Origin of the sequence: Cerasicoccus frondis, assembly GCA_031296915.1 — a bacterium.
Taxonomy (GTDB): domain Bacteria; phylum Verrucomicrobiota; class Verrucomicrobiia; order Opitutales; family Cerasicoccaceae; genus Cerasicoccus; species Cerasicoccus frondis.
On the sequence record JAVDPC010000013.1, the window covers coordinates 1 to 23,651 of the forward strand.

General features: G+C 55.1%; 20 protein-coding genes and 2 tRNA genes. 10 read left to right on the forward strand and 12 right to left on the reverse strand.

The annotated features are described in order from the left end of the window. Position 1 precedes the first annotated feature (1 nt). Both RBB63_RS11485 and RBB63_RS11490 read left to right on the forward strand, forming a co-directional pair. Positions 2–73, forward strand: a tRNA-Glu gene (locus tag RBB63_RS11485). A gap of 108 nt (positions 74–181) precedes the next feature. Next, positions 182–259, forward strand: a tRNA-Glu gene (locus tag RBB63_RS11490). A gap of 1,058 nt (positions 260–1,317) precedes the next feature. Here RBB63_RS11490 and clpX read toward each other — a convergent pair. The 3 genes from clpX to tig form a co-directional block, all read right to left on the reverse strand. Then, complete coding sequence (gene clpX, locus RBB63_RS11495) at positions 1,318–2,655, reverse strand: ATP-dependent Clp protease ATP-binding subunit ClpX (RefSeq protein WP_309384308.1); 1,338 nt, start codon at positions 2,653–2,655, stop codon at positions 1,318–1,320. 74 nt (positions 2,656–2,729) lie between these two features. After that, positions 2,730–3,326, reverse strand: a complete 597-nt coding sequence (locus tag RBB63_RS11500; RefSeq protein WP_309384310.1) for an ATP-dependent Clp protease proteolytic subunit — start codon at positions 3,324–3,326, stop codon at positions 2,730–2,732. Positions 3,327–3,352: 26 nt separating this feature from the next. Then, positions 3,353–4,696: a trigger factor gene (gene tig, locus RBB63_RS11505; RefSeq protein ID WP_309384311.1), complete on the reverse strand. Its 1,344-nt coding sequence runs from the start codon at positions 4,694–4,696 to the stop codon at positions 3,353–3,355. A 438-nt stretch (positions 4,697–5,134) separates the two neighbouring features. Here tig and RBB63_RS11510 point away from each other — a divergent pair, with 438 nt between their 5' ends. Together RBB63_RS11510 and RBB63_RS11515 are read left to right on the forward strand one after the other, a co-directional pair. Then, positions 5,135–6,100, forward strand: coding sequence for an acetyl-CoA carboxylase carboxyltransferase subunit alpha (locus RBB63_RS11510; RefSeq protein WP_309384313.1), 966 nt, complete (start codon positions 5,135–5,137; stop codon positions 6,098–6,100). 56 nt (positions 6,101–6,156) lie between these two features. Continuing rightward, complete coding sequence (locus tag RBB63_RS11515) at positions 6,157–6,903, forward strand: class I SAM-dependent methyltransferase (protein ID WP_309384315.1); 747 nt, start codon at positions 6,157–6,159, stop codon at positions 6,901–6,903. A 7-nt stretch (positions 6,904–6,910) separates the two neighbouring features. On the opposite strand, the gene RBB63_RS11520 is transcribed toward RBB63_RS11515, so the two are convergent. From RBB63_RS11520 to RBB63_RS11530, 3 genes are read right to left on the reverse strand one after another with little or no spacing between them, the layout of a single operon-like run. Then, a complete protein-coding gene (locus tag RBB63_RS11520; protein WP_309384317.1) occupies positions 6,911–9,268 on the reverse strand; it encodes an alkaline phosphatase family protein in 2,358 nt (785 codons plus the stop codon). Next, entirely contained in the window at positions 9,265–10,143 is an 879-nt protein-coding gene (locus RBB63_RS11525) for a hypothetical protein (protein ID WP_309384319.1), read from the reverse strand. Before RBB63_RS11525 ends, RBB63_RS11520 begins: the two co-directional genes overlap by 4 nt. 21 nt (positions 10,144–10,164) lie before the next feature. Further along, positions 10,165–10,794: a hypothetical protein gene (locus RBB63_RS11530; protein WP_309384321.1), complete on the reverse strand. Its 630-nt coding sequence runs from the start codon at positions 10,792–10,794 to the stop codon at positions 10,165–10,167. Positions 10,795–10,970: 176 nt separating this feature from the next. Between RBB63_RS11530 and RBB63_RS11535 the strand changes: the two genes are divergently transcribed. The 4 genes from RBB63_RS11535 to RBB63_RS11550 all read left to right on the forward strand — a co-directional run bounded on the left by RBB63_RS11535 (position 10,971) and on the right by RBB63_RS11550 (position 16,364). Then, a complete protein-coding gene (locus RBB63_RS11535) occupies positions 10,971–13,523 on the forward strand; it encodes a DEAD/DEAH box helicase (RefSeq protein WP_309384323.1) in 2,553 nt (850 codons plus the stop codon). A gap of 134 nt (positions 13,524–13,657) precedes the next feature. Continuing rightward, positions 13,658–14,398 carry a DUF2062 domain-containing protein gene (locus tag RBB63_RS11540; RefSeq protein ID WP_309384325.1) on the forward strand — a complete coding sequence of 247 codons (741 nt, stop codon included), beginning with the start codon at positions 13,658–13,660 and terminating at the stop codon, positions 14,396–14,398. A gap of 5 nt (positions 14,399–14,403) precedes the next feature. Further along, positions 14,404–15,651: a DUF1343 domain-containing protein gene (locus tag RBB63_RS11545; protein ID WP_309384327.1), complete on the forward strand. Its 1,248-nt coding sequence runs from the start codon at positions 14,404–14,406 to the stop codon at positions 15,649–15,651. 131 nt (positions 15,652–15,782) lie between these two features. Next, positions 15,783–16,364 carry a response regulator gene (locus tag RBB63_RS11550; RefSeq protein ID WP_309384329.1) on the forward strand — a complete coding sequence of 194 codons (582 nt, stop codon included), beginning with the start codon at positions 15,783–15,785 and terminating at the stop codon, positions 16,362–16,364. A gap of 108 nt (positions 16,365–16,472) precedes the next feature. Here the strand turns inward: RBB63_RS11550 and RBB63_RS11555 are convergent, their stop codons facing one another. The 4 genes from RBB63_RS11555 to RBB63_RS11570 all read right to left on the reverse strand — a co-directional run bounded on the left by RBB63_RS11555 (position 16,473) and on the right by RBB63_RS11570 (position 20,237). Next, positions 16,473–18,164: an ABC1 kinase family protein gene (locus RBB63_RS11555; protein ID WP_309384331.1), complete on the reverse strand. Its 1,692-nt coding sequence runs from the start codon at positions 18,162–18,164 to the stop codon at positions 16,473–16,475. Positions 18,165–18,167: 3 nt separating this feature from the next. Beyond that, complete coding sequence (locus RBB63_RS11560; RefSeq protein ID WP_309384333.1) at positions 18,168–18,470, reverse strand: phasin family protein; 303 nt, start codon at positions 18,468–18,470, stop codon at positions 18,168–18,170. Between the two features lie 61 nt (positions 18,471–18,531). After that, positions 18,532–19,395 carry a hypothetical protein gene (locus RBB63_RS11565; RefSeq protein ID WP_309384335.1) on the reverse strand — a complete coding sequence of 288 codons (864 nt, stop codon included), beginning with the start codon at positions 19,393–19,395 and terminating at the stop codon, positions 18,532–18,534. Between the two features lie 5 nt (positions 19,396–19,400). Further along, complete coding sequence (locus RBB63_RS11570; protein ID WP_309384336.1) at positions 19,401–20,237, reverse strand: SCO family protein; 837 nt, start codon at positions 20,235–20,237, stop codon at positions 19,401–19,403. A gap of 44 nt (positions 20,238–20,281) precedes the next feature. Between RBB63_RS11570 and RBB63_RS11575 the strand changes: the two genes are divergently transcribed. After that, entirely contained in the window at positions 20,282–21,334 is a 1,053-nt protein-coding gene (locus RBB63_RS11575) for a COX15/CtaA family protein (RefSeq protein WP_309384338.1), read from the forward strand. Next, positions 21,331–22,263 carry a heme o synthase gene (gene cyoE, locus RBB63_RS11580; RefSeq protein WP_309384340.1) on the forward strand — a complete coding sequence of 311 codons (933 nt, stop codon included), beginning with the start codon at positions 21,331–21,333 and terminating at the stop codon, positions 22,261–22,263. The genes RBB63_RS11575 and cyoE overlap by 4 nt, the downstream gene beginning before the upstream one ends. Before the next feature lie 22 nt (positions 22,264–22,285). On the opposite strand, the gene RBB63_RS11585 is transcribed toward cyoE, so the two are convergent. Both RBB63_RS11585 and RBB63_RS11590 read right to left on the reverse strand, forming a co-directional pair. Beyond that, positions 22,286–22,504, reverse strand: coding sequence for a hypothetical protein (locus RBB63_RS11585; protein ID WP_309384342.1), 219 nt, complete (start codon positions 22,502–22,504; stop codon positions 22,286–22,288). Positions 22,505–22,522: 18 nt separating this feature from the next. Further along, positions 22,523–23,320 carry a PEP-CTERM sorting domain-containing protein gene (locus tag RBB63_RS11590; RefSeq protein WP_309384344.1) on the reverse strand — a complete coding sequence of 266 codons (798 nt, stop codon included), beginning with the start codon at positions 23,318–23,320 and terminating at the stop codon, positions 22,523–22,525. Positions 23,321–23,651: the final 331 nt, after the last annotated feature.

Sequence of the window (23,651 nt, forward strand, 5' to 3'; positions counted from 1 at the left end):
CATCGTCTAGTCAGGTCTAGGACACTGGATTTTCATTCCAGCGACCGGGGTTCGAATCCCCGTGGGGACGCCACTTCCAAAACGCATGTTTTGGAGACGTGGTTTGCTTCCATGCTCAGGCTTCAGGAACTCAAATTTCTCATACAAGTGCAAGTTGCACGCGACAACCTTTTACAGGTCTGTCCCCATCGTCTAGTCAGGTCTAGGACACTGGATTTTCATTCCAGCGACCGGGGTTCGAATCCCCGTGGGGACGCCACTTCTGACTTGTGTCAGAATGCGCAAGAGCAAGAGTAAATCACTCCAAGTCAGTGACTCTGCTCAATTCGAGGTCTATTACAAGATGCCAAGATGCTTCTGGAAAAAGCCTACCTCAAGTGGGGCTATAAGCGGGAAATTCGGAACGTTTCATCCCACTGCTATTAGCGCTGAGGGCAAATTCACCGCATCGAAGATCGGTAACTGGCTCGTATCGGTGTAAATGTAGGCTGTTAGCTTTGAATTACAGTTCTCCATGAGTCCTACGCGCGTTGCGGTGTGCCCTCCACGAATCTGTGTTGTCAATTGTATAACAAGCTATTGAAGTCCAGCCAGCGCCTATCGCGCCGATGCAAACAAGGCCAATCCCACTCAGCATCAAGAAAAAAGCCATATTCGTTGCCTGTAAAGGCCCTGTGCTGAGCCTGACAGCCACGCTAATCAGCTTTCTTGACTTTGTGCACTCATTGGACGCGTGACGTTCACGCTCCGACCACTCATGTAAATCGCTCGCTGATCGCGTCTAGGTGGTCATTTAGCCTTTTTGCGACGTATTTGGAGAATCATCCGTCATGGCATCTGCAGCGAAGCCACAGCGGCATTTTTTGACAAATCGCTAAATGCGTAAGTTCTAAGCCTACGACGGCATTAATCGTCACGGCTCAGCAACTTCTCAATAATCCAGATAATCCCGCCCATGGTTCATGTAATGCCTTGCTCCAACTACGCAAACCGGGCCCATCACATTCTGAGTCTGGCTGCGCAGATTGGACCATACAGCGCACTAAGAAAGTCAGGCCAGAACGGAGAGTGGCCGCACGCCTAAGGCATTCTGCGGTCCAATTAAAGATACGGAACCGCCATGCAGCTCAAAACGGTGGCCATGCGAAAGCAGAGTGGTTCAACTCCATGCTATACCCAGCGGAATCCAAGTTGCCGGCAAATCCATAGCCCTTAGGTAGCCCACCCCAAGGCGCGGGTCACGCAAAGTAATTAACTTGGCCAAGTACGCCCATAGCCTTCAGTCAGAAAACAGACCACAGGGCCTACTGAATGACTTTAAGCAGCGTCGTTGTTCTGCGTTGTCGGCGTAGAATTCGACTCTGAGGCGCCCTCGCCTGTCGCTTCACCCCGCTTAAGCTGTGGACGATGTCCGTGGCGAACTGTGGCGGCGGTGACGAGGCATTCTTCAATGGAATCGTCCTGCGGGATCTCATACATCACATCGAGCATGAGCTTTTCCATGATGGAGCGCAGGGCGCGAGCGCCGGTTTTCAGCTCCAGGGCTTTTTCCGCCAAGGCGCTGATCGCATCGCGCGAGAAGCGTAGCTTAACGCCCTCCATGGCCAGCAGCTTGGAGTATTGTTTGACCATCGCGTTCTTGGGCTCGGTCAAAATAAATTCGAGGTCCTCCTGCGTCAGTTCGTTGAGCACGGAGACGATCGGCAAGCGGCCAATGAACTCGGGGATCATGCCAAACTTGACCAAATCTTCCGGCTGCACTTCACGCATGATCTCGTCACGCTGCGGCACGTGAGCCTTTTCGCCAGTGATGTCGAAACCGAGCACCTTCTTACCAGCGCGATCAGAAATCAGTTTGTCGAGCCCCACGAAGGCGCCACCACAAACAAACAGGATGTTCGCGGTGTTGACCTGGATGTATTCCTGGTTCGGATGCTTGCGACCACCCTGTGGCGGCACGTTACACACGGTACCTTCGATGATCTTGAGCAATGCCTGTTGGACGCCTTCCCCAGACACGTCACGGGTGATGGATACATTGTCAGTCTTACGACCGATCTTATCAATTTCGTCGACGTAAATGATGCCACGTTCGGCGCTTTTGACGTCGAAATTAGCGGACTGCAAGAGGCGCAAGACGATGTTTTCGACATCTTCGCCCACGTAGCCAGCCTCAGTTAGCGTGGTGGCGTCGGCGATGGCAAAAGGCACTTCGAGCATCTCCGCCAACGTGCGTGCAAGCAAAGTCTTACCCGAACCAGTTGGGCCAACTAAGAGAACATTGCTCTTTTCGATGGAAACTTCGCTGAACTCGGCAATCGCCACGTCCTCCGAGACTTCCTCGTTTTGCAAACGCTTATAGTGGTTATAAACCGCAACCGCCAATACCTTTTTGGCGTGTTCCTGGCCAACAATATGCTCATCAAGCCGTGCCTTAATCTCATACGGCTTGACCAGCTTGACGGCAAAATCGTTGTTTGGCGGCGGCGTCCCTTTCGATGGCTCATCCCGCAACTCCCTGTCAATGATAGTCTTACAAACATTAACACAAGAGTCACAAATGTAGACTCCCGCAGGCCCAGCAATCATCTTGCGGACTTCATTCTGCGATTTGCCGCAGAAAGAGCAGAAAGTCATTTTGGTGGATTTAGCCATATTGATAGGGTCTATTGCTACTATTTATCGACTGATCAGGCAAGTAACAAAGCCTGATACCTAAAAAACGCGAATTATTCCTTCGGTTTCTGCTTTATCACTTTATCAACAATGCCGTAGTCGCAGGCCTCATCCGCCGTCATGTAGTAATCACGATCGCTGTCTTTCTCGATTTGCTCGACGGTTTTCCCGGTCTGCTCAGCAAGAATTTGGTTGATCGTATTGCGCCAGCGGATGATTTCCTTGGCGGCAATGGAGATATCGGACGTTTGGCCGGTGGCGCCGCCCGTGGGCTGGTGAATCATCACCCGGCTGTTCGGCAAGGCGTAACGCTTACCCTTGGTGCCGGCGGAGAGCAGGACTGTGCCCATACTTGCCGCCATGCCCAGGCAATAGGTTACCACATCGCAGTGCATGAAGTTAATCGTGTCATAGATGGCCATGCCATCGGTGACGCTGCCCCCTGGCGAATTGATGTAGAGGTGGATGTCCTTCTTCGGATCCTCCATCTGCAGGAACAACAACTGCGCCACCACTGCATTGGCGACAAAATCATTAATCGGCGTGCCGATAAAGACAATGCGGTCGCGCATGAGACGGCTGTAGATGTCCCATTGACGCTCACCGCGACCATCTCGCTCAAATACAGTTGGAACTGGGTAATAACTCATCGCAAATATATATCACGTTACAGAATTTAAGCTTCGGCCGTTGCGGCCTCTGCCTCAGGTTCGACTTCTGTAACGTTCGCCGCTTCGATCAGAAAATCAAGTGTCTTCTCAAAAAGAACTGCACGTTGCAGTTCGCGAAGCTGATCCTGGTTCTTCTGAAGCTCCTTCACGATCTTGTCTGGCTGGGTGCGGGTCTGCATCGCCTGATTCATGATCGCGCGTTGCATGTCTTCGTTTTCGACCTTAATTTCTTCGGTTTCCGCAATGCGGCCGAGGATGATCTGGGTCTTCACACGCTTGACTGCGGCTTCGCCTGCCTGACCAAAGAGAGACTCCTTGTGCTCTTCAAGCTGCTCCTCGGTTGCGCCTTGCTGCATGGCCTGCTGGACATGCTGGCGGAGGATGGTTTCGCGCTCGTTATCGATAGCGCTTTCGGGCACAGGAATGTCGATGAGGCCGATCAGGTGGTCAATGAGCTGCTGGCGCTTCTGGCCGTGAGCATGCTGCATTTTCTGGCTCTTGATGTCGTCCTTGATGCGGTCTTCCCACTGCTCAACGGTCTGAACCTGGAATCCTTTGAGGAATTCTTCGTCGAGCTCAGGCAGCTTCTTTTCGCGCACTTCGTGCACTTCGATGGCATAAGCAGCCGTCTTGCCCTGAAGCTCTTCGACTTCGAAATCGTCCGCGAAGGTTTGCTCGACGTCCTTCTTGTCGCCCGCAGACATGCCAACCAGGGCGTCTACTACCGCACGCACGCCGGGTGACATTTCGTCGCCCGCCTGTTCCCAGGTATTGGTTTGGGTGCCGTAAATTTTCTTTTCCGGAACGAGGTCAGCAATGCGCTCTTCGCCGATTTTGCCTTCATAGGAGACCTTCACGTAGTCGCCCTGTTCGGCAGCCTTTTCGCACACATTGTATTCGGCGCGCTGATTGAGGATGTAGTCCTTGGTCTGCTTGAACTCGTCTTCAGTCACCTCTGCCTTGGGCACGGAAATATCGACGCCCTTATATTCAGGGAGTTCGAAGGTCGGGCGGATATCGAAGGTGAAGGCCAGCTCTGCGCCGGGTGCGCCGGGCTCGATGTCGCCACCGTCCATTTCGACTACAGCGTAAACGTCGAGGCCGGATTCTTTTACGCCCTGCTGATAGGCTTCGCCGGCGAGCTTACGGTTGAGCTCGCTCTTGATCTCGTTCTTGAACTTGCCCTGGATGAGGTTGACGGGCGCTTTGCCGGGGCGGAAGCCCGGAAGCTTGGCGTTCTTGGCAAACTGGCCCAGGAGGCTCTTGGACTCGGCGGCAATTTCGTCAGCATCAATGCTAACGTGGACTTTCTTGCGCGTATCGTTGACGTCTTCGACGGTAACTTTCACGTGGATTGGGTGGTTTCGGTGTTGAGGGCCGATCGCTTCGAAGCGGCCATAAAGGAGTTTGGTGCGGATTCCCGCGGTGAAAAGCCTTCCAACCAAACGAAAGCAGCGGGCAAGATCAAGCCCGGATTCTAAGTTTCGCCCGGAGCCATATGTGGCGATTTTATCCACGAAGCACACGAAGGCCTGCAATGCAGAATAATATCTCACACAAAGACGCAAAGGCGCAAAGTTGGTATGATTTAAATCCTACGTTCTCTGCGCCTTTGCGTGATACATCGCCTGCCGCCAATCTTCGGGCGCTTCGTGTCCTTCGTGGTTGTAATGAATCGCAAGAGTGGAAAATGAGCACTCGCAGCCAACGCCGCAAAGACGTTTCAAACAACCACCTTTGGATTTGACCTATGGCCCATGCACCGAAATAGTCCCCCGCTTAACGCTATGGAAAAACCGAAGCACACCCTCGATTTTGAAAAGCCAATTCACGAGCTGCAAGTCCAGCTCGAGAACCTGCAACGCATGTCCGAGGAAAGCGATCTCGACGTGACCGACGAAATCAAGGCGATTAAAGCCAAGATTGAGGATACCCGTAAGCGCATTCACGCCAACCTCACTCCCTGGCAGAAGATCCAGCTCGCGCGCCACCCGCAGCGGCCCTACTCGCTCGATTACATCGACGCCATTTTCGAAGATTTTCAAGAGCTGCACGGTGACCGCCGTTATATGGATGACCAAGCCATCATTGGCGGCCCGGCATTCCTCAGCGGCGAGCCCGTCATGATCATCGCTCAGCAAAAGGGCCGCTCGACCAAGGAAAACCTCAAGCGCAATTTTGGCTGCCCGAACCCGGAAGGTTATCGCAAAGCCCTACGCCTGATGGAAATGGCTGAAAAGTTCAAGATGCCGATCATTGCCTTGATCGACACCCCCGGGGCCTACCCCGGCATTGGCGCGGAGGAGCGTCACGTCGCCGAGGCCATTGCGGTCAATATCCGCGAAATGAGCGCGTTGACGGTGCCGATCATCGCCACGGTGATTGGCGAAGGCGGCTCAGGCGGCGCACTTGGCATCGCCGTAGCGGACCACATTTTGATTTTGGACAACGCCTACTACTCGGTCATTTCGCCCGAAGGCTGCGCCGCGATTCTCTGGAAAGACCGCGTGCATGCGCCCCGCGCCGCTGAAGCATTGAAAATTACCGCAGACAAGCTCGTCTCGCTCGGCGTCGTCGATGAAATCGTCGAAGAGCCTTTGGGCGGCGCCCATGTGGCCCCGGAAACAGCCGCAACGAACTTGAAAGCCGCACTGGAAAAGAACCTCGCCAAGCTCAAAAAGAAGTCGACCAAAGAGCTTCTGGATGGCCGCTACGCAAAGTTCCGCGCCATGGGTCAATTTGCCGAAGCTTAGCTTTCCGGCAAAAGTAAACATTGACCGTGCTTGAATTTGTTTTCCAATACTAGGCGATGTCTTCAAAGCCACCTCGAATAGTAGATTATGTCGCCCACGCGATATTGAGTGAGTCGGATGATTCTCCTAAGAGACACTTAGATGTGTCTGCTGGCTGGGGTCACCTGATACGAAGCCTGAATGAGGAACGACCTAATTGGAAATCCGAAGCCTGTGATTTTGAGCTAATGCCTGAGTTGGGCGACATCCCGGGCAAAACCGCAAATCTCAACACCGATGCGCTTCCTTACGAGGACCAAACGTTCGACATCGTTACGTGCACCGAGGCTTTCGAGCACATTGAGAACTATCACCGCGTTGTTCGTGAAGTAAACCGCATCCTAAAACCCGGGGGCATCTTCTTTGTGTCCGTCCCCAACATGCTGAGTTTACGCTCCCGGTGGATATTTTTTACGCGGGGCCTGTTCCTCTTCTACGATGCATTGTCAACCGCAGAAGACATGGGTAAAAACGCTTGGATGCGACACATATCGCCAATCACCTTTTTCCACTTAGCCTTGGCTTTTCTGGACAACGGCTTTGAAGACGTACGCCATTACCCCGGAAAATTGCAGAAGTTTTCCGCAGCGTTTTACTGGCTCGTTGCCCCTATCGCCAAATTAGCCACCAACAGCGCGAAAAAACGCCGAGACCGAAAGGGACGGTCAATTTCCGCCATCAGTGACGAACTCGCCGCCCAGCATCATTCCTGGAACGTAATGACTAGCCGCACACTGATCGTTTCTGCGCGCAAAAAGGCTTAAGTTGCACCTAAATCAGTAACGCGCTCAAGGCAGAATCAATGTCTTCGGGCGCGTCCTTCAGCAATGTGGCGCTAACGTTGGGCATCCGATCAAGCAACGTTAACATTTGCTGCTGACGGCTCAGTAGTAAGCATGTTAACTCCGCAGCATCTATTGCGGGGCTTAAACCATCCATGCATGACACAGCGTATTCGCCAGTGATCATCTCAGCCTTGAGCAAACAGACTATCAGGCGGTATTCGTGCTCGCGCGGCAGGCAATCGAGCAGGCCAAGCGGGAAATCGTAGACCAAACCAGGCTCCAACTGTCGGGATTCGTCGCTGGCGCCACAGAATGCTGGCCAGTCTACTGCTTCGATCTTTGCCAGCGGGTGACCGTTTTCAGCCAGCCTCTGTAAAATCTTATTTTGCCCGGCTCCTGGCAACCCCGTCACCCCGATGATGTTGGCTGGTCGCTGTCGGCGTCGGACTGACGTCCGTTGAGGCGCTGATCTGGGTTCGAAACCCTCCTTGCGATAGCGTGCGACCGCGTCCCGGTAATCTGCGACCAATTGGCGCTCTTTATCCTGAGCAAGCTCCGCCTGCAACTGCCAGTAGTCGACATCATGTGGATCGCTGCCAGCCTGCGGGCCATACTGCGTCAACCGCTGAAATGGCCATGCTCGGTTCGGCGCCTGGCAGACACAGGTCGAAAACGCCGTCATTGCCGCCGGACGATCATTCAACTTCCACAAGGCTTGCCCAAGAATTTCGTGGGCATGCGGATTGGCGTAATTCAACTCAATGGCTTCCAACGCTTCATCGCGCGCGGTCTCCCAGTGTCCCAAGCCAAAGTTCGCACGTGCGGATAGATAATGACGCTGGTCAGCCAGCATGCTCTCTCCATACGTCTCCAGGCATTTCAACACTGCCGGCCAATCCTCGAGCCACTCAAACAAGCGCGCAATACGCAGGGGGTCCGTGGGCCGACCAGAGAGCTTACCCGCCTGCGTCAGCAGCTCACGAGCGGACTGCTCATTGCCCATTGCCGCGCGCGCTGACGCCGCCAGAATGAGCGGATCCGGGTCATCTGCAGGGAATACCTCACCTGCCTCTTCAGCCGCCGCCAAGGCCTCCTGAGGCAACTCCGCGCGCAAAAGACATTCCGCGAGAATTTTGATGAGATCGGTTTCCTCGGGAAAATCCCGCGTGCGGGCGTCCGCTATCGGTAAAACCTCCAAGTACGCGCTACGCGCCACGAAAGAGCGAATCAGCGTCAGATTCCAATCCGCCTGCCAACGTTGCAAACGATGCGCCGTAAAGAGTCGCGCCGATTCCAGACCAGGCGGCGACAACATCGCGATCACTTCCTGCTCAGCCGCGAACGGATCACGCCCATCACCAGGACGCCACGACGCCTTAAACTTCCGCACGCGCGACATCACCTCTGGCTTCAGCGCTTCCATGATGGGGCGGCCCGGATAACGCATTTCCACAAAGCCAGCCAGCGCCCAAACTGTGGGCGCCAAATCCAACACACTCACGCCCAGCGTTTGGGATTGGGCGACGAAATCCACCCCCTGAAATACGATACGTCCAGGCGCATCACTAGCATGCATCGGAATGCCAGCCAGAATCACATTTGCGCTACCTGGAAGGATTTGAAATATCGCCGCCAGAAAGTCCCCCATCAGGGCAAGCAAGCCATCTGGAACCTCCCCCGCCACAGCCAATGACTGGAACTGCGCCAATAAATCCAGATGCAGCGTGGCGACGCGGTAATCGCCATCGGAAATCAGTTCCAGAAACGCCGCATGACGAGAAACGTTTTCTGCAACCATCGTGGCAACACGGACTTGGGTTTCCCGGTTATCAGACGCCATGAGCGTCGGCGCCAGCGACGCCAAAAAGTCCGCGGGCAATTCATCAGGCTGCAACCAGGCCTCGAATAAAGACTCAGCGCGCTGGCCGGAGGCCGTATCGGGAAATACGGCCGACGGCATGGACACTTGCCCAGAGCCAAAAGCAGCGTCCATGACCTGCATCGACTCCTGCTGAACAGCCGGCAGAGAGAAAGGCCAGCCAACGGCAATCGTTGGCGTCCCCTCCAAGGCTAGGCGCTCCCAAAATGCCGGGCCCCGCCGATCACCGCCATTCAGGCGTCGAAAAGCATTGGTTTCGCGATCCCGCATTTCCGGAAGCAGTACGCCATGCTGATCTGGCCAGAGGCCGGTCATCACTGATGTGAGCAGAGCCGCAGCCTTATCACGAAGCGGAAAGCTCAAGTCTCCCGCGATATGCCCTGGCAACCGAGTCGCAAACGCATCCACCTGCGTGGCAGTCGCTCCGGAAAGAAAGATGACGATTACAGACGGCTCGGCCATCATTCACCAAAAACAGACTTGGCGTCGCGCTGCAAGCGTACGCTGCTGGCGCTGCGGCGCCCTCCGAAACGCTGGAAAAGCTGGTGTGTTTCCGCATGCATTGCCTCATCGCCCCGGTAGCGCATGCGCGTCACATTGGGATGCATGACTCGACCATGCATGAGGCTATGCAGCATCAGCCGCGCGTTGACCCATGTATTCCGATGACTACGCGCGACCCAACGAACTGGAACTTCGCACACATCATCTCGAATAACCGAAATAAAAAAACCAACCAGCCTCCCCTGGTCAACAGCCAGTGAACTGGCGACTGGGCACAAGGACTGGGAACTATCGGGGGTCAATAAGGCATCTAGGCTTGCGGGGTCCGCCAAATGCTCCTCCAGAGCAATGCGCCGAACGGGCAACCCATATTCAGTGCGCCAGGATGACACCTCTTGCCCAGCTTTGAGCGGCCTTTTTGCCTCTAGTAAGGCATGCAGGCGCATCAAACGCGCATCCACCTTATCGAGCGGAATTTCGTAGACACTGCCTCGCCGCGACACCTTAAAACCATGTGATTCAAGAGCTTGCCTGCCTACGGAGTCCTCAGGCAACCAATTTCGCTGTCGCAGCGACTGATCAGGCGCCATCTGGGCGAGCTCCACAGCTATCGCCTCTTTCTGCCGCGCCTGGGGGCTTACGCTAAAGATGAAATTCAAGCCTCCCTCTGCGTCATCCCGCCATGAGAGCGCACCTAATGGTAGATCATGCCCCGGTGTTACCGCAACATATCCACCCGCAATTTGATCACCAATAAAGTGCCCCGACCATGGCATCCGCGATAGCCGGGTAACCCAACGTGCATCGACAGGACGAATGAGATAACGCTGACTCACTAATCCAACCGACGAAGGCGCTTAGGCTGCCTTGGCCTTTTTCTTGCGCATTTGGCGAATGCCAATCAGGCCGCCAGCCAATACGCCACCTGCGATTGCCATGACGGTGGAAGATTCCGGCAAAGCGCCGATAATGACCGGAGCATCCGCAATCGTGCTGAAAACGATGCGATCAATCGTCACGTCTCCACCTACGTAGTCGTACTTAACCCAGCCATAGAAATCTTGAAAAATGATGTTCGTATACTGGAGCCCCAGGTAATTGTCATTACCCGCGACAAGGCCAGTAACGGTGTCGTAAGACTGACTGCCGTCGGCAATGGCGCCCTCAGAGCCAACAAATGACTGGTAGGCCAAGGCGCTTCGAGCTTCAGCCGAAACCGGATCATCTTTATACTCATAATCCGGGCTAATAGTCATCGAGCCCGTAGTGCTGCGGTCGGAGCTAACAACACGGTCGTAGGTCAGCGTGCCCGTCCCAGGCTGAAAACTGAAAACAGCGCGTGGAACGCTTTCTTCGGACGAATCACCCGTCAAAACGCCCTCGCCACCAGGCGTTACCCAAACAAGTGCTCCTTCGGACGTTACGGTAGCTGCAAAAGCGCCCCCAATGGTGTAGCAGGTCAATTTTTTAGCGTAGTAGGTATTCATGTCGTATACAAATAGGGGGGGGAACTACCCGATGTCGAGGTAAACTTATCGATATTTTAACAAATACATAATACTCTTTTAGCATTATGACTTAAGACTCTATCGCTTTCATTCTTCAAGGAGCGCGAACTTGGGTTTGCTTTTGCCGAGGAAACCCATTTAACTTGGATTCCAGAGTGGAAGGTATCCTTAATAGTCTTCGGATTCCAGATATTTGGCAGCAAGATGCAGTAAATCACCTCCTCGCCGGGCGAGATGTCGTGGTTAACGCCCCTACCGGCGCCGGCAAAACCTACATCTTTGAGCTCCTCGTGGAGCGCGGGCTGCGAAGTCAGGCAATCTACACTGTGCCCACCCGCGCACTCGCCAATGACAAGCTGTACGAATGGCGGGCAAAGGGGTGGAACGTTGGCCTATGTACCGGCGACGTCGCCGACAAGCTCGATGCGCCATTGATTGTCGCCACGCTGGAAACGCAGAAAGCCAAATTCCTACAGGGCAAAGGTCCCGGGCTTCTCGTTATTGATGAGTATCAAATGCTTGGAGATGCGAGACGCGGCATCAACTACGAGCTCGCCATCGCCCTCGCCCCCCCCGGCACGCAGTTGCTCTTGCTCTCCGGCAGCGTCGCCAACCCGGAGAAACTAGTCAATTGGCTGCAATCGATTGGGCGTGACGCCGTGCTGGTCGAGCATAGCCAACGCCCGGTCCCGCAAGACGAAATCCAGCTTCAGGCGCTGCCCGACAGCGCTCCCAACAGCGTGCGGGGATTCTGGCCACGGATGATCGCCCGAGCGTTAGCCGAAGACTTTGGGCCGATCCTGGTGTTTGCTCCCCAACGCCGCGAGGCGGAAAACCTCGCAGCCAAACTCAGCGCCGCCCTCCCCCTCCCCGAGTGGCTGGAGCTCACCCACGAACAGCGCGAGATCGCCGGGGATGATTTGGCGAAGCTCCTCCGCAACCGCATTGCGTTTCACCACAGCGGGCTCAATTACCGGCAACGCGCCGGGCTCATCGAACCATTGGCCAAAGCCGGCCAGCTCCGCGTCATTGTCGCCACGACCGGCCTCGCCGCCGGGATCAATTTCTCCATGCGTAGCGTGCTCGTCACCGAGCGCGACTATAACCACAGTGGCCGGACATTCCAAGTCCGCTCCGATGAGCTCATGCAAATGTTTGGCCGGGCCGGGCGCCGCGGACTCGACGACAAGGGGTTCGTGCTGGTCGCGCCGGGCAAACCACGCATGGCTGAAGCCCGCCCTCTCAGCCTGAAACGAGCGTCCACGGTCGACTGGCCCAGCTTCCTGGCGGTCATGCACGAAGCCGACAAGGCGGGCAACGACCCAGTAAAGGCAGCCGATGAGCTTTCCGAAAGACTCTTTACTGAAAACCGCCTGCGCTTGGGCTTACGACGTTTGCCCCCCCCCGGCAAGAAGGCGAAAGCGGTCGCCCAACCCGCCATGCAACGCCGGAGTCTCCCCCCTGAAGAGTTAGCGAAAACCAAGTCAGGCGAGGTGTTCGAAAACGCGCTGGGGGAGTTTAATTTCCGCGAACCGGAGACAAAGAAGATCAAGGAAATGCGCAACGCACTCGGCGAATGGGAGCGGCTTCGCGCCCCGACCAAAGTTCCGCTTGAGGAAGCGATGCTCTACGTAAACGGCGAGTGGCGCAAGGCGCTGGAGACTCCGGAATCACTGCAAGGCGTCCAGGTAGGCAACCTCTGCCGCTTGAAAGGCAAAGGGCGACGCCGTTATGGGCGCCAAGCCCCGCTGGCGACCTTTCCAACCGAAGAACGCAAAGGGCGGGTGTCACTGGTCAAGTGGTTCCACCGAGCGCTGAAAGACCACTTCCTGAAGAATCGGCCGGATGACCGCCCCCCCGTCCGCCTCTGCACGTTAGAGCGCCTGGAGGAAGTTTACGCGCCTTTGCTACCCTACGTCACGCAAGGGGGCCGATTGGTCGATCTGGTGACCCAGGGTGATTCGATCACCGCGCGCTTGGACTATGGCCGAGCCATGGTGTTCGCGCGCATTGACTCCAACGGCAGCCCACTCATCAACCCGCCGCAACGTGAAGTCGTGCCCCCCGCCTTTCCGAGTTTTGCGCAAATTGCTGGTGGTGGCGGTCCAGACACCGCCAAGCGCACACCTGCGGAAATCTGGCTACAACTCGGCCTGATCGACGACCACAAACGCCCCACCCGTCGCGGCGTCATTTTCAGCTTCTTCAATCACGGTGAAGGCTTGGCGATCGCCGCCGCACTGGAAGACGCAACCTACGACCTTTACGACCTGTTGTTCGATGTCGCCAACCTGCGCGCCGGACATCGATTCGAGCATTTCGATAATACAAGCGGTCGCCTGGGCAGCCTTTGCCGCCTGACTTACCGTGGCATGACCGCGCCCGGGTATCTGGAGGGTGGCCTGCCGCCAGGCTATGGCAACGGCGCATCAGAAGTCATCGCCGCGCTCAAGGAAACGCCCGACGCCGCGCATCGCTTCCTGGGGGATGAGCTACGCCCGGGCGACATCGAACGGGCGAACCTGGAATGGCGCAGCATCCTGAACCATGTCGCCTTTGCGCCCGACTTTTACTGGGACCGCTGGATGGAGTTCAAGGAGCTGGCTCGCCAATACGTCCTGAGCCATTTCGGCATTATTCGTCTAGCCGAGCTGCCTGCATTAACGCCACAGCAGCGAACGCGCTTCGAGGGAACCATGGCGGTTTAAACTGGGAATAGGAGCGTCTCTTCAACAAGACGTCGCTCAAGAGCTAAACCGCAAAGCATTCATGACGATATTTTTCAAAGAGTATTGTCAACCTAGAGGGAACCGATTCAAAGTGTCCCTTTTCCCTATACCCTGTGACGGCGGACGACAAACATAGGAACGAGTATTTTAAGCGCATTCGGCGTGCGAAACGCTGGCTGCGTCCCCTGCCCCGCCGCGCCACCATCCACCGCTATCCAGTCTTAGGCTGGTTCGCCGGAGCCGCCCGCAAACGTTCATATCTGTGGTCGTTTCGCCGGGAAGACATTGTGCCGGCGATTTACATTGGAAGCATCTTGTCACTACTGCCGATCTATGGGATTCAAGTGCCCACGGCGTTCCTGTTGGCGATTGTGTTTCGCAGCAACCTGATGGTGATGGTCGCCACGCAATTCATTACGAATCCGGTGACAGCAGGCCCGCTGTATTTGGCCGGTTGCTACGTTGGCTTATCGATTTTCAGCGTGCTGGGAGCCGAAATTCCAGGCGACTCGGTCTACGATTTTTCCATCCTGATCACGCATAACCTCAAAGACGCATTTTTGAGCATTGTCGGGCCCAGCACCATGCGCGGCTCGATGGAGGCGCTCTCCAGCGAAACCGGCATGTCGATGCCGGAGATCATCGGCTTGGGCTTCAAGGCGACCTTTGTCGGCGGCGCGATTATTGGTTATTTCATTGGCTTCTTCTTGAGCTTGGCCTACCAATTCACGGCTCGTCGCGCGAACGCCAAAATGTTCGATCTGCGCACCCAATACCACAAGGTGCGTCTTCGCGAAGCCGAGGCATTGAAAAACGCCAAGAAATTGAAAAACATCCAACCAAAGAATTCCTGATTTTTATGCGCTTGCGCTCGCTGCTGCTGCTCTTCCTAACCGCCACGCTCTCTCTTGCCCATGCTGCGCCCATGATCGACCTTGGCATCGACACCCTGCGGGAAAGTGGATTCGCCATGCTCAAGGGCAAACGCGTTGGTTTGCTTAGCCACCCGGCAGGCGTAGATAAATACGGCCGCCCCACCTGGCGGGTCCTCCAGCAAGCCCCCGGCGTCAACCTAGTCGCCTTGTTCGGTCCAGAGCATGGCATCGACGGCCATACGCCGGCATCCCAGGCGGTTGAGCACTCGACCCACCAGCCCTCCGGCCTGCCAGCCTACTCGCTTTACGGCGATTTTAATAAGCGTCCATCCAAGGAAATGCTGGCCCAGATCGACGTGCTCGTCATCGATCTCCAAGACCTCGGCGTACGCAGCTACACCTTCATCAGCGCGATGAAGTACGCGATGGAAGCGTGCTTTGAAAATGACGTGGAAGTCATGGTGTTGGACCGCCCCAATCCTCTCGGTGGACTCAAGGTCGACGGCCCTCCCCTGGACCCCAAATGGAAATCCTACGTCGGCGAATTCCATGTTCCCTACGTCTTTGGCATGACCATTGGCGAACTCGCCGTAATGTGTAAAAAGGAACCCGGCGTATTGGAAGTCAGTGACGAAGTTCGTCGCAAAGGCCGCCTGATGGTCGTCCCGATGAAAGGCTGGAAACGCGACATGCTGTGGCCGCAAACCGGGCTCAATTGGGTTCCCACCTCACCGAACATTCCCGATCTTTCCGCCGCCATGGGCTACTCGATGACCGGCCTGGGCTCTCTTGGCGGCAACTGGGGGCATGGTGTGGGCACTCAATACAGTTTCCGCATGATCTACTTTCCCGGTCGCTCCCCCGAGGCCATAAAGCGCATGCTGGAAACGTATAACATTCCCGGACTGGGCTACGAATTGACCGTCGGTCAAAACGCCAAGGGAACCAATTTCCCAGGCGTCTATTTGTTGGTCAATAACTGGGATCAACTCGATCCTTGCGCGATCAGCTTTTACATGATGCGCCTAAATTGCATGTGGAGTGAGCAAAATCCCTTCGTTGAAATGAGCCAAAAAGATCGCAGGTCGTTCCTCATTCACGTAGGGGATCCAGAGTGGCTGGAGGAACTGCAAACCCGGGGCGCCAATGCCCGCGTCGAGCTTTTCCTGCAAAACTGGAAACAGCAAGCGCTGGCCTTTCAACAAAAGAGTCGCCGCTATTGGTTGTACTAAAAGATAAAAATGAAGAATAAGCCCATAACCCCAGGACAAATGAACCATTCACCTTGTAATTGGCATGTAAAAGCATGATCGAGCCAAAAGGCTACTTGATTTAGGGCTAAACAGTGCTACTATAACAAATTGTGAAGATTCTTTATTGGGATGATTCTGAAGCAGTTCTCGAGAGTGTTACCAAAAAACTCGTGAAGCTTTGCCACAAGGTTGTTACCGCCCGAACCCTTGAAGATTGCAAGATTGCCCTGCAAGACAAGGAGGCTCCGATCGACCTCTTTATCGCCGACCACAAAATCGACGAAGCTGATGGCATGAACTTCATCATGGGCGCCAAAGCGGCCGATCCAGAGTTGCATGTCGTGGTCTTGACTCCAGCCATACTGCGCTCTGAGTACAACCAGTTGCAAATGTGCGGCATAGAAGTGCTTAAAAAGCCAATTCTGCTCGACCAGGTGGTCAGGCCGTTTCTCAACCCGGATAAACGCCGGAAGAAAACGCAACCGCCGATGCAGGCGCCCACCGCCACGAGCAAGAAAGTCGGTCTGCTGGGAATGGAAGATGCAAGCGGCGAAACAGTGGTCGCAGAGGTTGCCCCCACTCCACCTGCCGCCCAAAGCCGCCCCGAAGGCATGCCTCCTCCCCCCGGGTCAGCCGAAGAGGAGCCCCCTAAAAAGCGTAAGGGTCTCACTCGTCTCTTTGCCCGTTCCTAGCGTAGAACAGGGTTTCCGCAGGTTTTTTAGGGTGTCTCTTGTCAAGTTGCGCACGGAAATCAAGTGCTGTGGCGCCGTGTTTAAAAGCTATCGACAGGTTGGGCGTTGTTATTTGTGACGACCGTGGCGCACGATATCCCAGATAATCCAACCGCCGAAGAGTATGCCGATCTTAAAACCAAATGCGGCCAGGAGCGTGACCACATTTGTACTATAGATTTCGCCCAAAGTAGCGTTCGGCGGAGCCATGGTGCCCACCACGATTGCTGACGACAAGATGATCGCCGCCGTAATGATCGCCATCGTCAGACGATTCACTCCCATGTCAAACACGTCGCCCACATCATTGAGGCCCTCGTGCTTCATGGTAACCTTGATCTCGCCGTCCTCCAGGTGACGGAAGAATCGCTGAATGTCACCGGGTAACTCACGCAGCTTATGGACATGCCCCTGCATGTTCCACCAAATACGTGCGGCAACCGAGGTTGGATTCCAGCGCTCCCACTCCAGCTTATGGAGGAAGGGCTTGCCAACGTCGCGAATGTCGAATTTCGGGTCCAGCGTTTGGCCGACTTCTTCGATGGAAATGATCGCCTTGGCCAACAACGAATAGTCGCGCGCCAAGTGAATGCCGTTGGAACCGAAGACAAAAAGCAAGTCGATCACGATCTTACCAATGGCCTCGTTCTGGTCGAATTTTGAGCGGTACTGCCGGAGCACAAAGCTGACCTCCTGCTCTAGCTTTGTCTGATCAATGCGCGTCTTACCCTGGGCCATGAGCATTGCCACACGGCAGACTTTTTCCGGATCACTCTTGGCGATCGCACTAAACAGATCCGCCAGAAAATAACGCATATCACGCGTTAACTGGCCTGCCAGCCCCCAGTCAATGAAGCACAAACGGCCATCATCCGTAACCAACAGATTGCCACCGTGAGGATCGGCATGGAAAAACCCACTGATCACGATCTGCTGGAACACGCTCTTGCCTCCAGCCCGGGCAAGCTTCACCCGGATATCGTCCGGGATGGTCGGATCCCAGGGAGGACGACCCTCCACCCATTCAAACACCGTCACGCGCTCGTAGGTAAACTGGTCGTAGACTTTCGGTGCGAAGACGTCCTCGTATGGATTGAGGGCTGCAAAAAGCGCGGCGTTATTGGCCTCAATCGTGAAGTCCAATTCCTGTAAAATGCCGTTGCCAGTGGACTCGACAATAGACGGCAAGTCGTAAGGCCTCAGTTCTTCCACACGGTCATGTAGAAGCTTCACCAGCCAACCGATAATTTCGATGTCCGACTTAATCGCTTTCTTGATGTTCGGGCGTTGCACCTTGATCGCAACCCACTCTTCCTCGCCTTTGAGGCGCGCCTTGTAGACCTGCCCAATCGAGCCAGCAGCAACGGGAGTCGTATCGAAATCGTCGAATAGCTCAACATAGGCTTCGCACCCCAACTCCATGCAAAGCAATGGCTCAATCTCATCAAAAGGAATGGGCTTAACCTGACTGCGCAGGTTTTTGAACTCGGTGATCAAGCCCTCCGGCAGCACATCCGGCCGCGTGCTCAGAACCTGCCCAAACTTGACAAACGTGGGCCCTAAGTCCTCCAAGACCAGGCGCAGGCGTTGCCAGACGTTGAGATTCGGATCAGTCGGCGGAACAATTTTCTCCACCCAGCCCTTCGGCACGCGCACCACATCGAGCAAATCACCAAAGCCATGCCGCATCAGCACCGTGACGATTTCTCGACCACGGGTGGCATTGCTGATGAAATCCAGAGTCCTGAATGCGCTGGCCAAGGTCTATGCGCCAGTTTTTTCCACAGCTTCCAGCGCAGCAATACGCGCCTCAAGCTTGGCGATGTCGGACTGGGTCGCGAACTTGCCCTTGTGCAGCATTTCTTCGAACCAATTCTCCATCTCAGAGCGGACCTTCTCGTATTCAGCCTTGCCGTCTTCAACGATTTTATCCGCTACCTCCTTGGCATCGCTGGTGGAGATCTTCCCCTTCTCAACGAGACCGCTCATTGCCTTTTCGGCGCTTTCCTTAGTGACTACCGCGGCTCCAACCCCGGCCAACATACTCTTTTTAATAAAATCGATCATGGCAGTCATATTGAATGCACATCCCCACGCAGGCACAAACCAAATCGCGACTTTATGATGATTAATTAACCCTTACGTTGAATGGCATAAAACGCTCCACCCCATCCACTTTGATTTGGGCCCAGACGCGATAGTCGCCTGAGATATGCGTGTTGAGCACAAACTCCAGTTGTGGCGCATCGTCTTTTTCACGACCGGTGTATTTCGGGTGCAAGTGTGCAAAACCGGACACCCCTTCATCAAAGGCAACCAAATGAGCGTAGGCGCCCATCACCGGCTCCAGCGTCGCTTTGGCGCCATCGGCTCTGGCCAACTTCAAGAGCAACCGCGCCTCCTGGTTCACCGACGGCGTCGCAGGGTCGACCACCAGCTCGGCCGTCCAGTCCTCAGGGAGATCGACAGGCGCGTTGTCCGTTGATTCTCCGAGAACCTCAATTACCCCATTCGCAATCACCACTTGTTGAGTGCGCAATGGAACGAATTCCGCAAATACCCGATAAGGTCCGGGCCGTTGCGGCGTGAATTCAAACTCCCATTTTCCCGACTCTCCTATCGGCTGAGGGTGAACGTGATGGTAGTCCTCACGACCAGGATCGACCACCAGAACGTGCATTAACTCGGTGTGCGTAACGGCCAGCTCCATCGGCGCCAGAGGCTCTCCCTCTTTCGCACTCACCTCCAGCAGCACCTTAACTGGCTCACCAACCCGCAAATTCGGTCGCTCCGGCGACAGTTTGAGTTTAACCGGATACTGCAATGAAGCCACTTCGATAAAAACTGGCTGATCATCCCCACAATATTGAATGCCGTCACCATCCACCACGGGGGGATCATAGTGCAGAAAGCCGCATTCGGTGTCGGGCAACGACCTCAGCCCGGCAAAAAGCCCGACAGCCGCAGCCGTAATCAAGGCAACCTGAAGCATGCGGTTCACTGGTTGTCCCCTTGCTCGCGTTTAGCCAGACGATCAAAAAAGTCCTGTGGCTCCCACATCGAGCCATCTTTGCGGTAAACAACCATGCCATTGCCATCGACTAGGATCGTCGCCATGGTGTGGTTAATCGTGCCATCTTCCTCAATGGTCAATATGCCAAACTGCTTCATCAAGTCCTCAATGGCCTGCGGGTCCCCGGTAAGCAGGGAGTAGTTGTCAAAGTGTGCCCCACGCTGCACACCGTATTCGTTGAGAATGCCAGGCGTGTCATACTCAGGGTCGAAGGTGACCGTCACCAAATGAGCATCCTTCAGGTCCGACGCGTCCAATAGTTTTTGCAGCTTGAGCGTCCGCGCCGTGGTGGCCGGACACATCGCCGGCATTTGACAGCGCGTAAAGATGAAATTGTAGACCACGTTCTTGCCCCGAAACGTATTCTTGCGCACAAACTCGCCATTCTGGTTGTAGAGGGCGAAGTCGGGCAAGTAATCGCCCAGCGAACGAAACGCTTTGCGCCCCTGCAGCATCGTGTCGTTATGGAGTTTTTCGTTTACAGATTTTTCGATGGTTTGGTTCACATCGTCCATCGGCCAGATCGCGTAAAGCGTTGGCGGCTCAGTCAGCGGTTCCAGTTCACCCTTGATTTTCTGATTCACGTAGCCAATGCGGACATCCCCCGGTCCAACTTTCACGACACGTCCGTCATCCAGAGTCAGCGTTTGAGCCTCAGCGTCAACGGCGGTTACGGTAGCCACTGTCTCAGCACGAAGCCCGGAGATGCAGAGCATCCAGAGCGCCGCGTGAAAGAAGATTGTCCTATGCGTTCGAAACATCCTTAATGACCAGTTTAAGCATTTACGTGTAGAAGCAACCGAGAATGTTCCCCTCGCCCACCAAACGACAAGACCGATATCAGCCTGCATTATTCTGGTTTGCGCTCTTTGCACTGTGCTGGTCCCTGCTCCTGCTCTATGCCGGGGCCTACACGACCAGCATCCAGGCCGGCATGGTTTTTCTGGATTGGCCGCTCTCCAACTCCTCGGTCATGCCAGATGGCTGGTGGGAAGACATCAACATGCGCGCCGAACACAGCCACCGTTTGCTGGGCGCCAAGCTGGGGTTTCTATCGATTGCGCTGGCAGTCTGGGCTTTCCTACGTGAGGGCAACCGAACAACGCGTCGCCTGGCTTACGGATTACTCGCATTGGTCATTGCCCAGGGCTTGCTGGGCGGCATGCGGGTTATGTTCGACCAGCAAAATACCGGGGCTGAAACGAACGCCGTAGGCTATTTATTTCGGATCATGCATGCGCTCGGAGCAGAATTTACCCTCTGCTGGCTCGCTACGCTCACCCTGCGTCTCTCCCGCTGGTGGCGCGAAAAACAATGTGGGCTCACCCGCCCGGTGGCGAGATCAGTCCGCTACTGGGGGCTCGCGGCATCGGCAACGATCATCGTGCAAATCCTGCTCGGCGCCTTGATGCGTCATGCGGGCGCTGGCTTGGCGATCCCGACTTTCCCCCTGACGCCCGATGGAGGCCTGCTGCCTGCAATCTGGACTACGCCAATAACCCTCCACTGGCTGCATCGCCTGGGCGCAGTCGTCGCCAGCATTGCCCTCCTTGGCTTCCTGGGCATGCTCTGGGGCAGCGCCAACACACGCAAGGCGCTCATGCCCTGGATTCTCCTGATTACTGGCTTATTGGCCATCCAGGTGTTTTTGGGCGCCGCCACGGTGTGGACCCACAAGAACCCCGTGATGGCGTCTAGCCACATGTTAGTGGGGGCCTTGCTATTAGCAAATGTTTGGATTGCTACAATAGAAACTTTCCGCTTGCCCCTGTCTGCCAGTGAATTAACGAATAGAGGTTTCAGCTTGGAACAAACTAATGACTCTGCGGATTCCTCGTCCGCGCAACTTACCCAATGAGATCTTCCCCCAGTACGCCCGGCATTGAACGCGTAAGCGCTACCCCTTGGACTGAACGCTTGGCCCTACGCGAATACTGGGAACTGACTAAGCCACGTCTAAGCCTCCTATCCGTCATCACAGCCCTGGTTGGCTACATGGCGGCAGACTCTCAACGTGACGCCGGCGTATTCATTTCACTGTTGGTCGGCACGTCACTCGCTGCGGGAGCCGCTGGAGCGCTCAACCAATGGTTGGAGCGCGAGGTAGATCGCCGCATGGCGCGCACACAGGATCGCCCCTTACCCAGCGGAGCCGTGTCTCCACAAGCCGCCCTGACCTTCGGGTTACTTCTAGGCATTGTCGGCAGCACCCTTGTCTGGCTGGGAACCAATCCCTTGGCCGGCGCACTGACCGTAGCGACGTTGATTTCTTACCTTTTGGTTTATACGCCGCTCAAGCGTGTGACTTCACTGAACACCCTGATCGGCGCCGTGCCCGGCGCACTTCCCCCGCTTATTGGCTGGGCAGCCGCCAGCGGTCAAATCGACCCGCTGGGCTGGATATTATTTGGCATCCTCTTTTGTTGGCAGATTCCACACTTCATGGCCATTGCGTGGCTTTATCGGGACGACTATGCCCAAGGCGGATTCGTGATGAGCACCGTGAAGGACCCCAGCGGCCAAATCGCCGCGCGGCATTCGCTCGCACACAGCGTCATCCTACTCGTCATTAGCCTGTCACCCATGTTTTTTGGCTATACAAGTTGGTTGCTATACGGCGCAGCAGCTCTGGTCTGCGGTTTAGCATATTGCTGGACCGCATTCAGGTTCTGGCGCGCCAGCGGCCCTGAGCGCACAATGGCCTCAAGGAAAATGTTCCTCGCCTCGATCGCTTATTTACCGCTCCTACTTGGAGCCCTCGTGCTCGATCGCTGGTTGATCGGGTAAGCGGTAGGCCTTATCGGTTGTCTCAAAGAAAAGGATCAACATTGAATGCCTCGGGGCGCGCCAGCAAATTGGCTATGCTGGTAGCGGATAGCCACATCAGGCGCTTACAACCGATCCGCACGACGTCCAAGACCATCTTGAATCGCGCAAAAATAATCAGCTTACGTGGAGAACTTGGCTCAGCACGATCCGTCGTGAACCCAATAAAAAAGCCGCCTCTTACAAGGCGGCTTTTAAGCATGAAAAGATATCGAGCACCTTATGAGCGATTGCTCACGCGACGTCGTATAAACATAAGCCCCAAAACACTGATCCCTGCGAACATGGCGTAAGTCGATGGCTCGGGAATCGCCACCATGACATCTTGCATCGTTGTCCCTACACGCAGTTCGTCAATGCCGAGACCATTTGATTGGTGGCTGTATACGACCAAGTATTGAGCTTCGCTGATGAAGAAAGCGCCGCTGGATACAGAATCGGGCGTAATACTAGTCAAATCATCGTCCAGGTCCGGATTGAGCCAAAGCGATACATTCACCGAATCAGCCAGCGGCACCTCAATTCTGGCGACCAAAAAATTATAGCCCGTCGTTTCCATGAGCGCCTCACTACCGTATCCGGTTTGGATGCCACGGAACATCGCACTAACGCCATTATCGGAACCAGCATTTACGTTTCCAAAGCCAGCCCCCTGATTTTGCTGCGTCGTGCTTTGCGAAAGCGTCACTTGCCATCCTTGGGTTAGTGAAGATGCATCTACAAGGAGACTAATCCAATACTCACTGCCGGCAGCTCCACCACCGGGCAATGCGATCTCGCGGTAATACATGTCGACGCGCTCGGCGCTAACCTGAGCTGCGCTACCCGGCAAATTAGCCAATGACTCACCTTTACCATCAGTGTAGGTAAAGGTCGTCGAACTTGGGCGTATTCCATCTGGATCATTCACTGTGTCGGAATTATCCCACACGGACCCCCAGCCGGTCCCAAACCCCTGACCATCGAGGTCAACACCGACAGTGTATTCAGAGGAATCAAAGCCATCGTATGCAATCAAAGTCGCATTAGCCTGAGTGGAGAAAAATGCGCATCCTCCAGCAACCGCAGCGACAAGACTATGAGAGCGAAACGGATAAAACTTTGCGGGCGCTAAGTTTGATAATGAGCGGAGATTCATATTCGAGCCTTTCATATTTTGGAGTAACGATATTTGGGGATTTGCAGGCAGTTCGCTGCAATAAGTGGGTTAAGATCACGATCGATGTTTAACGATCACGCATTTACAATCTAGTTTAGACCTGCTCAAGTCAACCTAATTCTAAACCAAAATTTGGAGTAAATATGTAGGTAGGCCAACTCCATAAAGAAAATACTCACCAAAGAGAAAA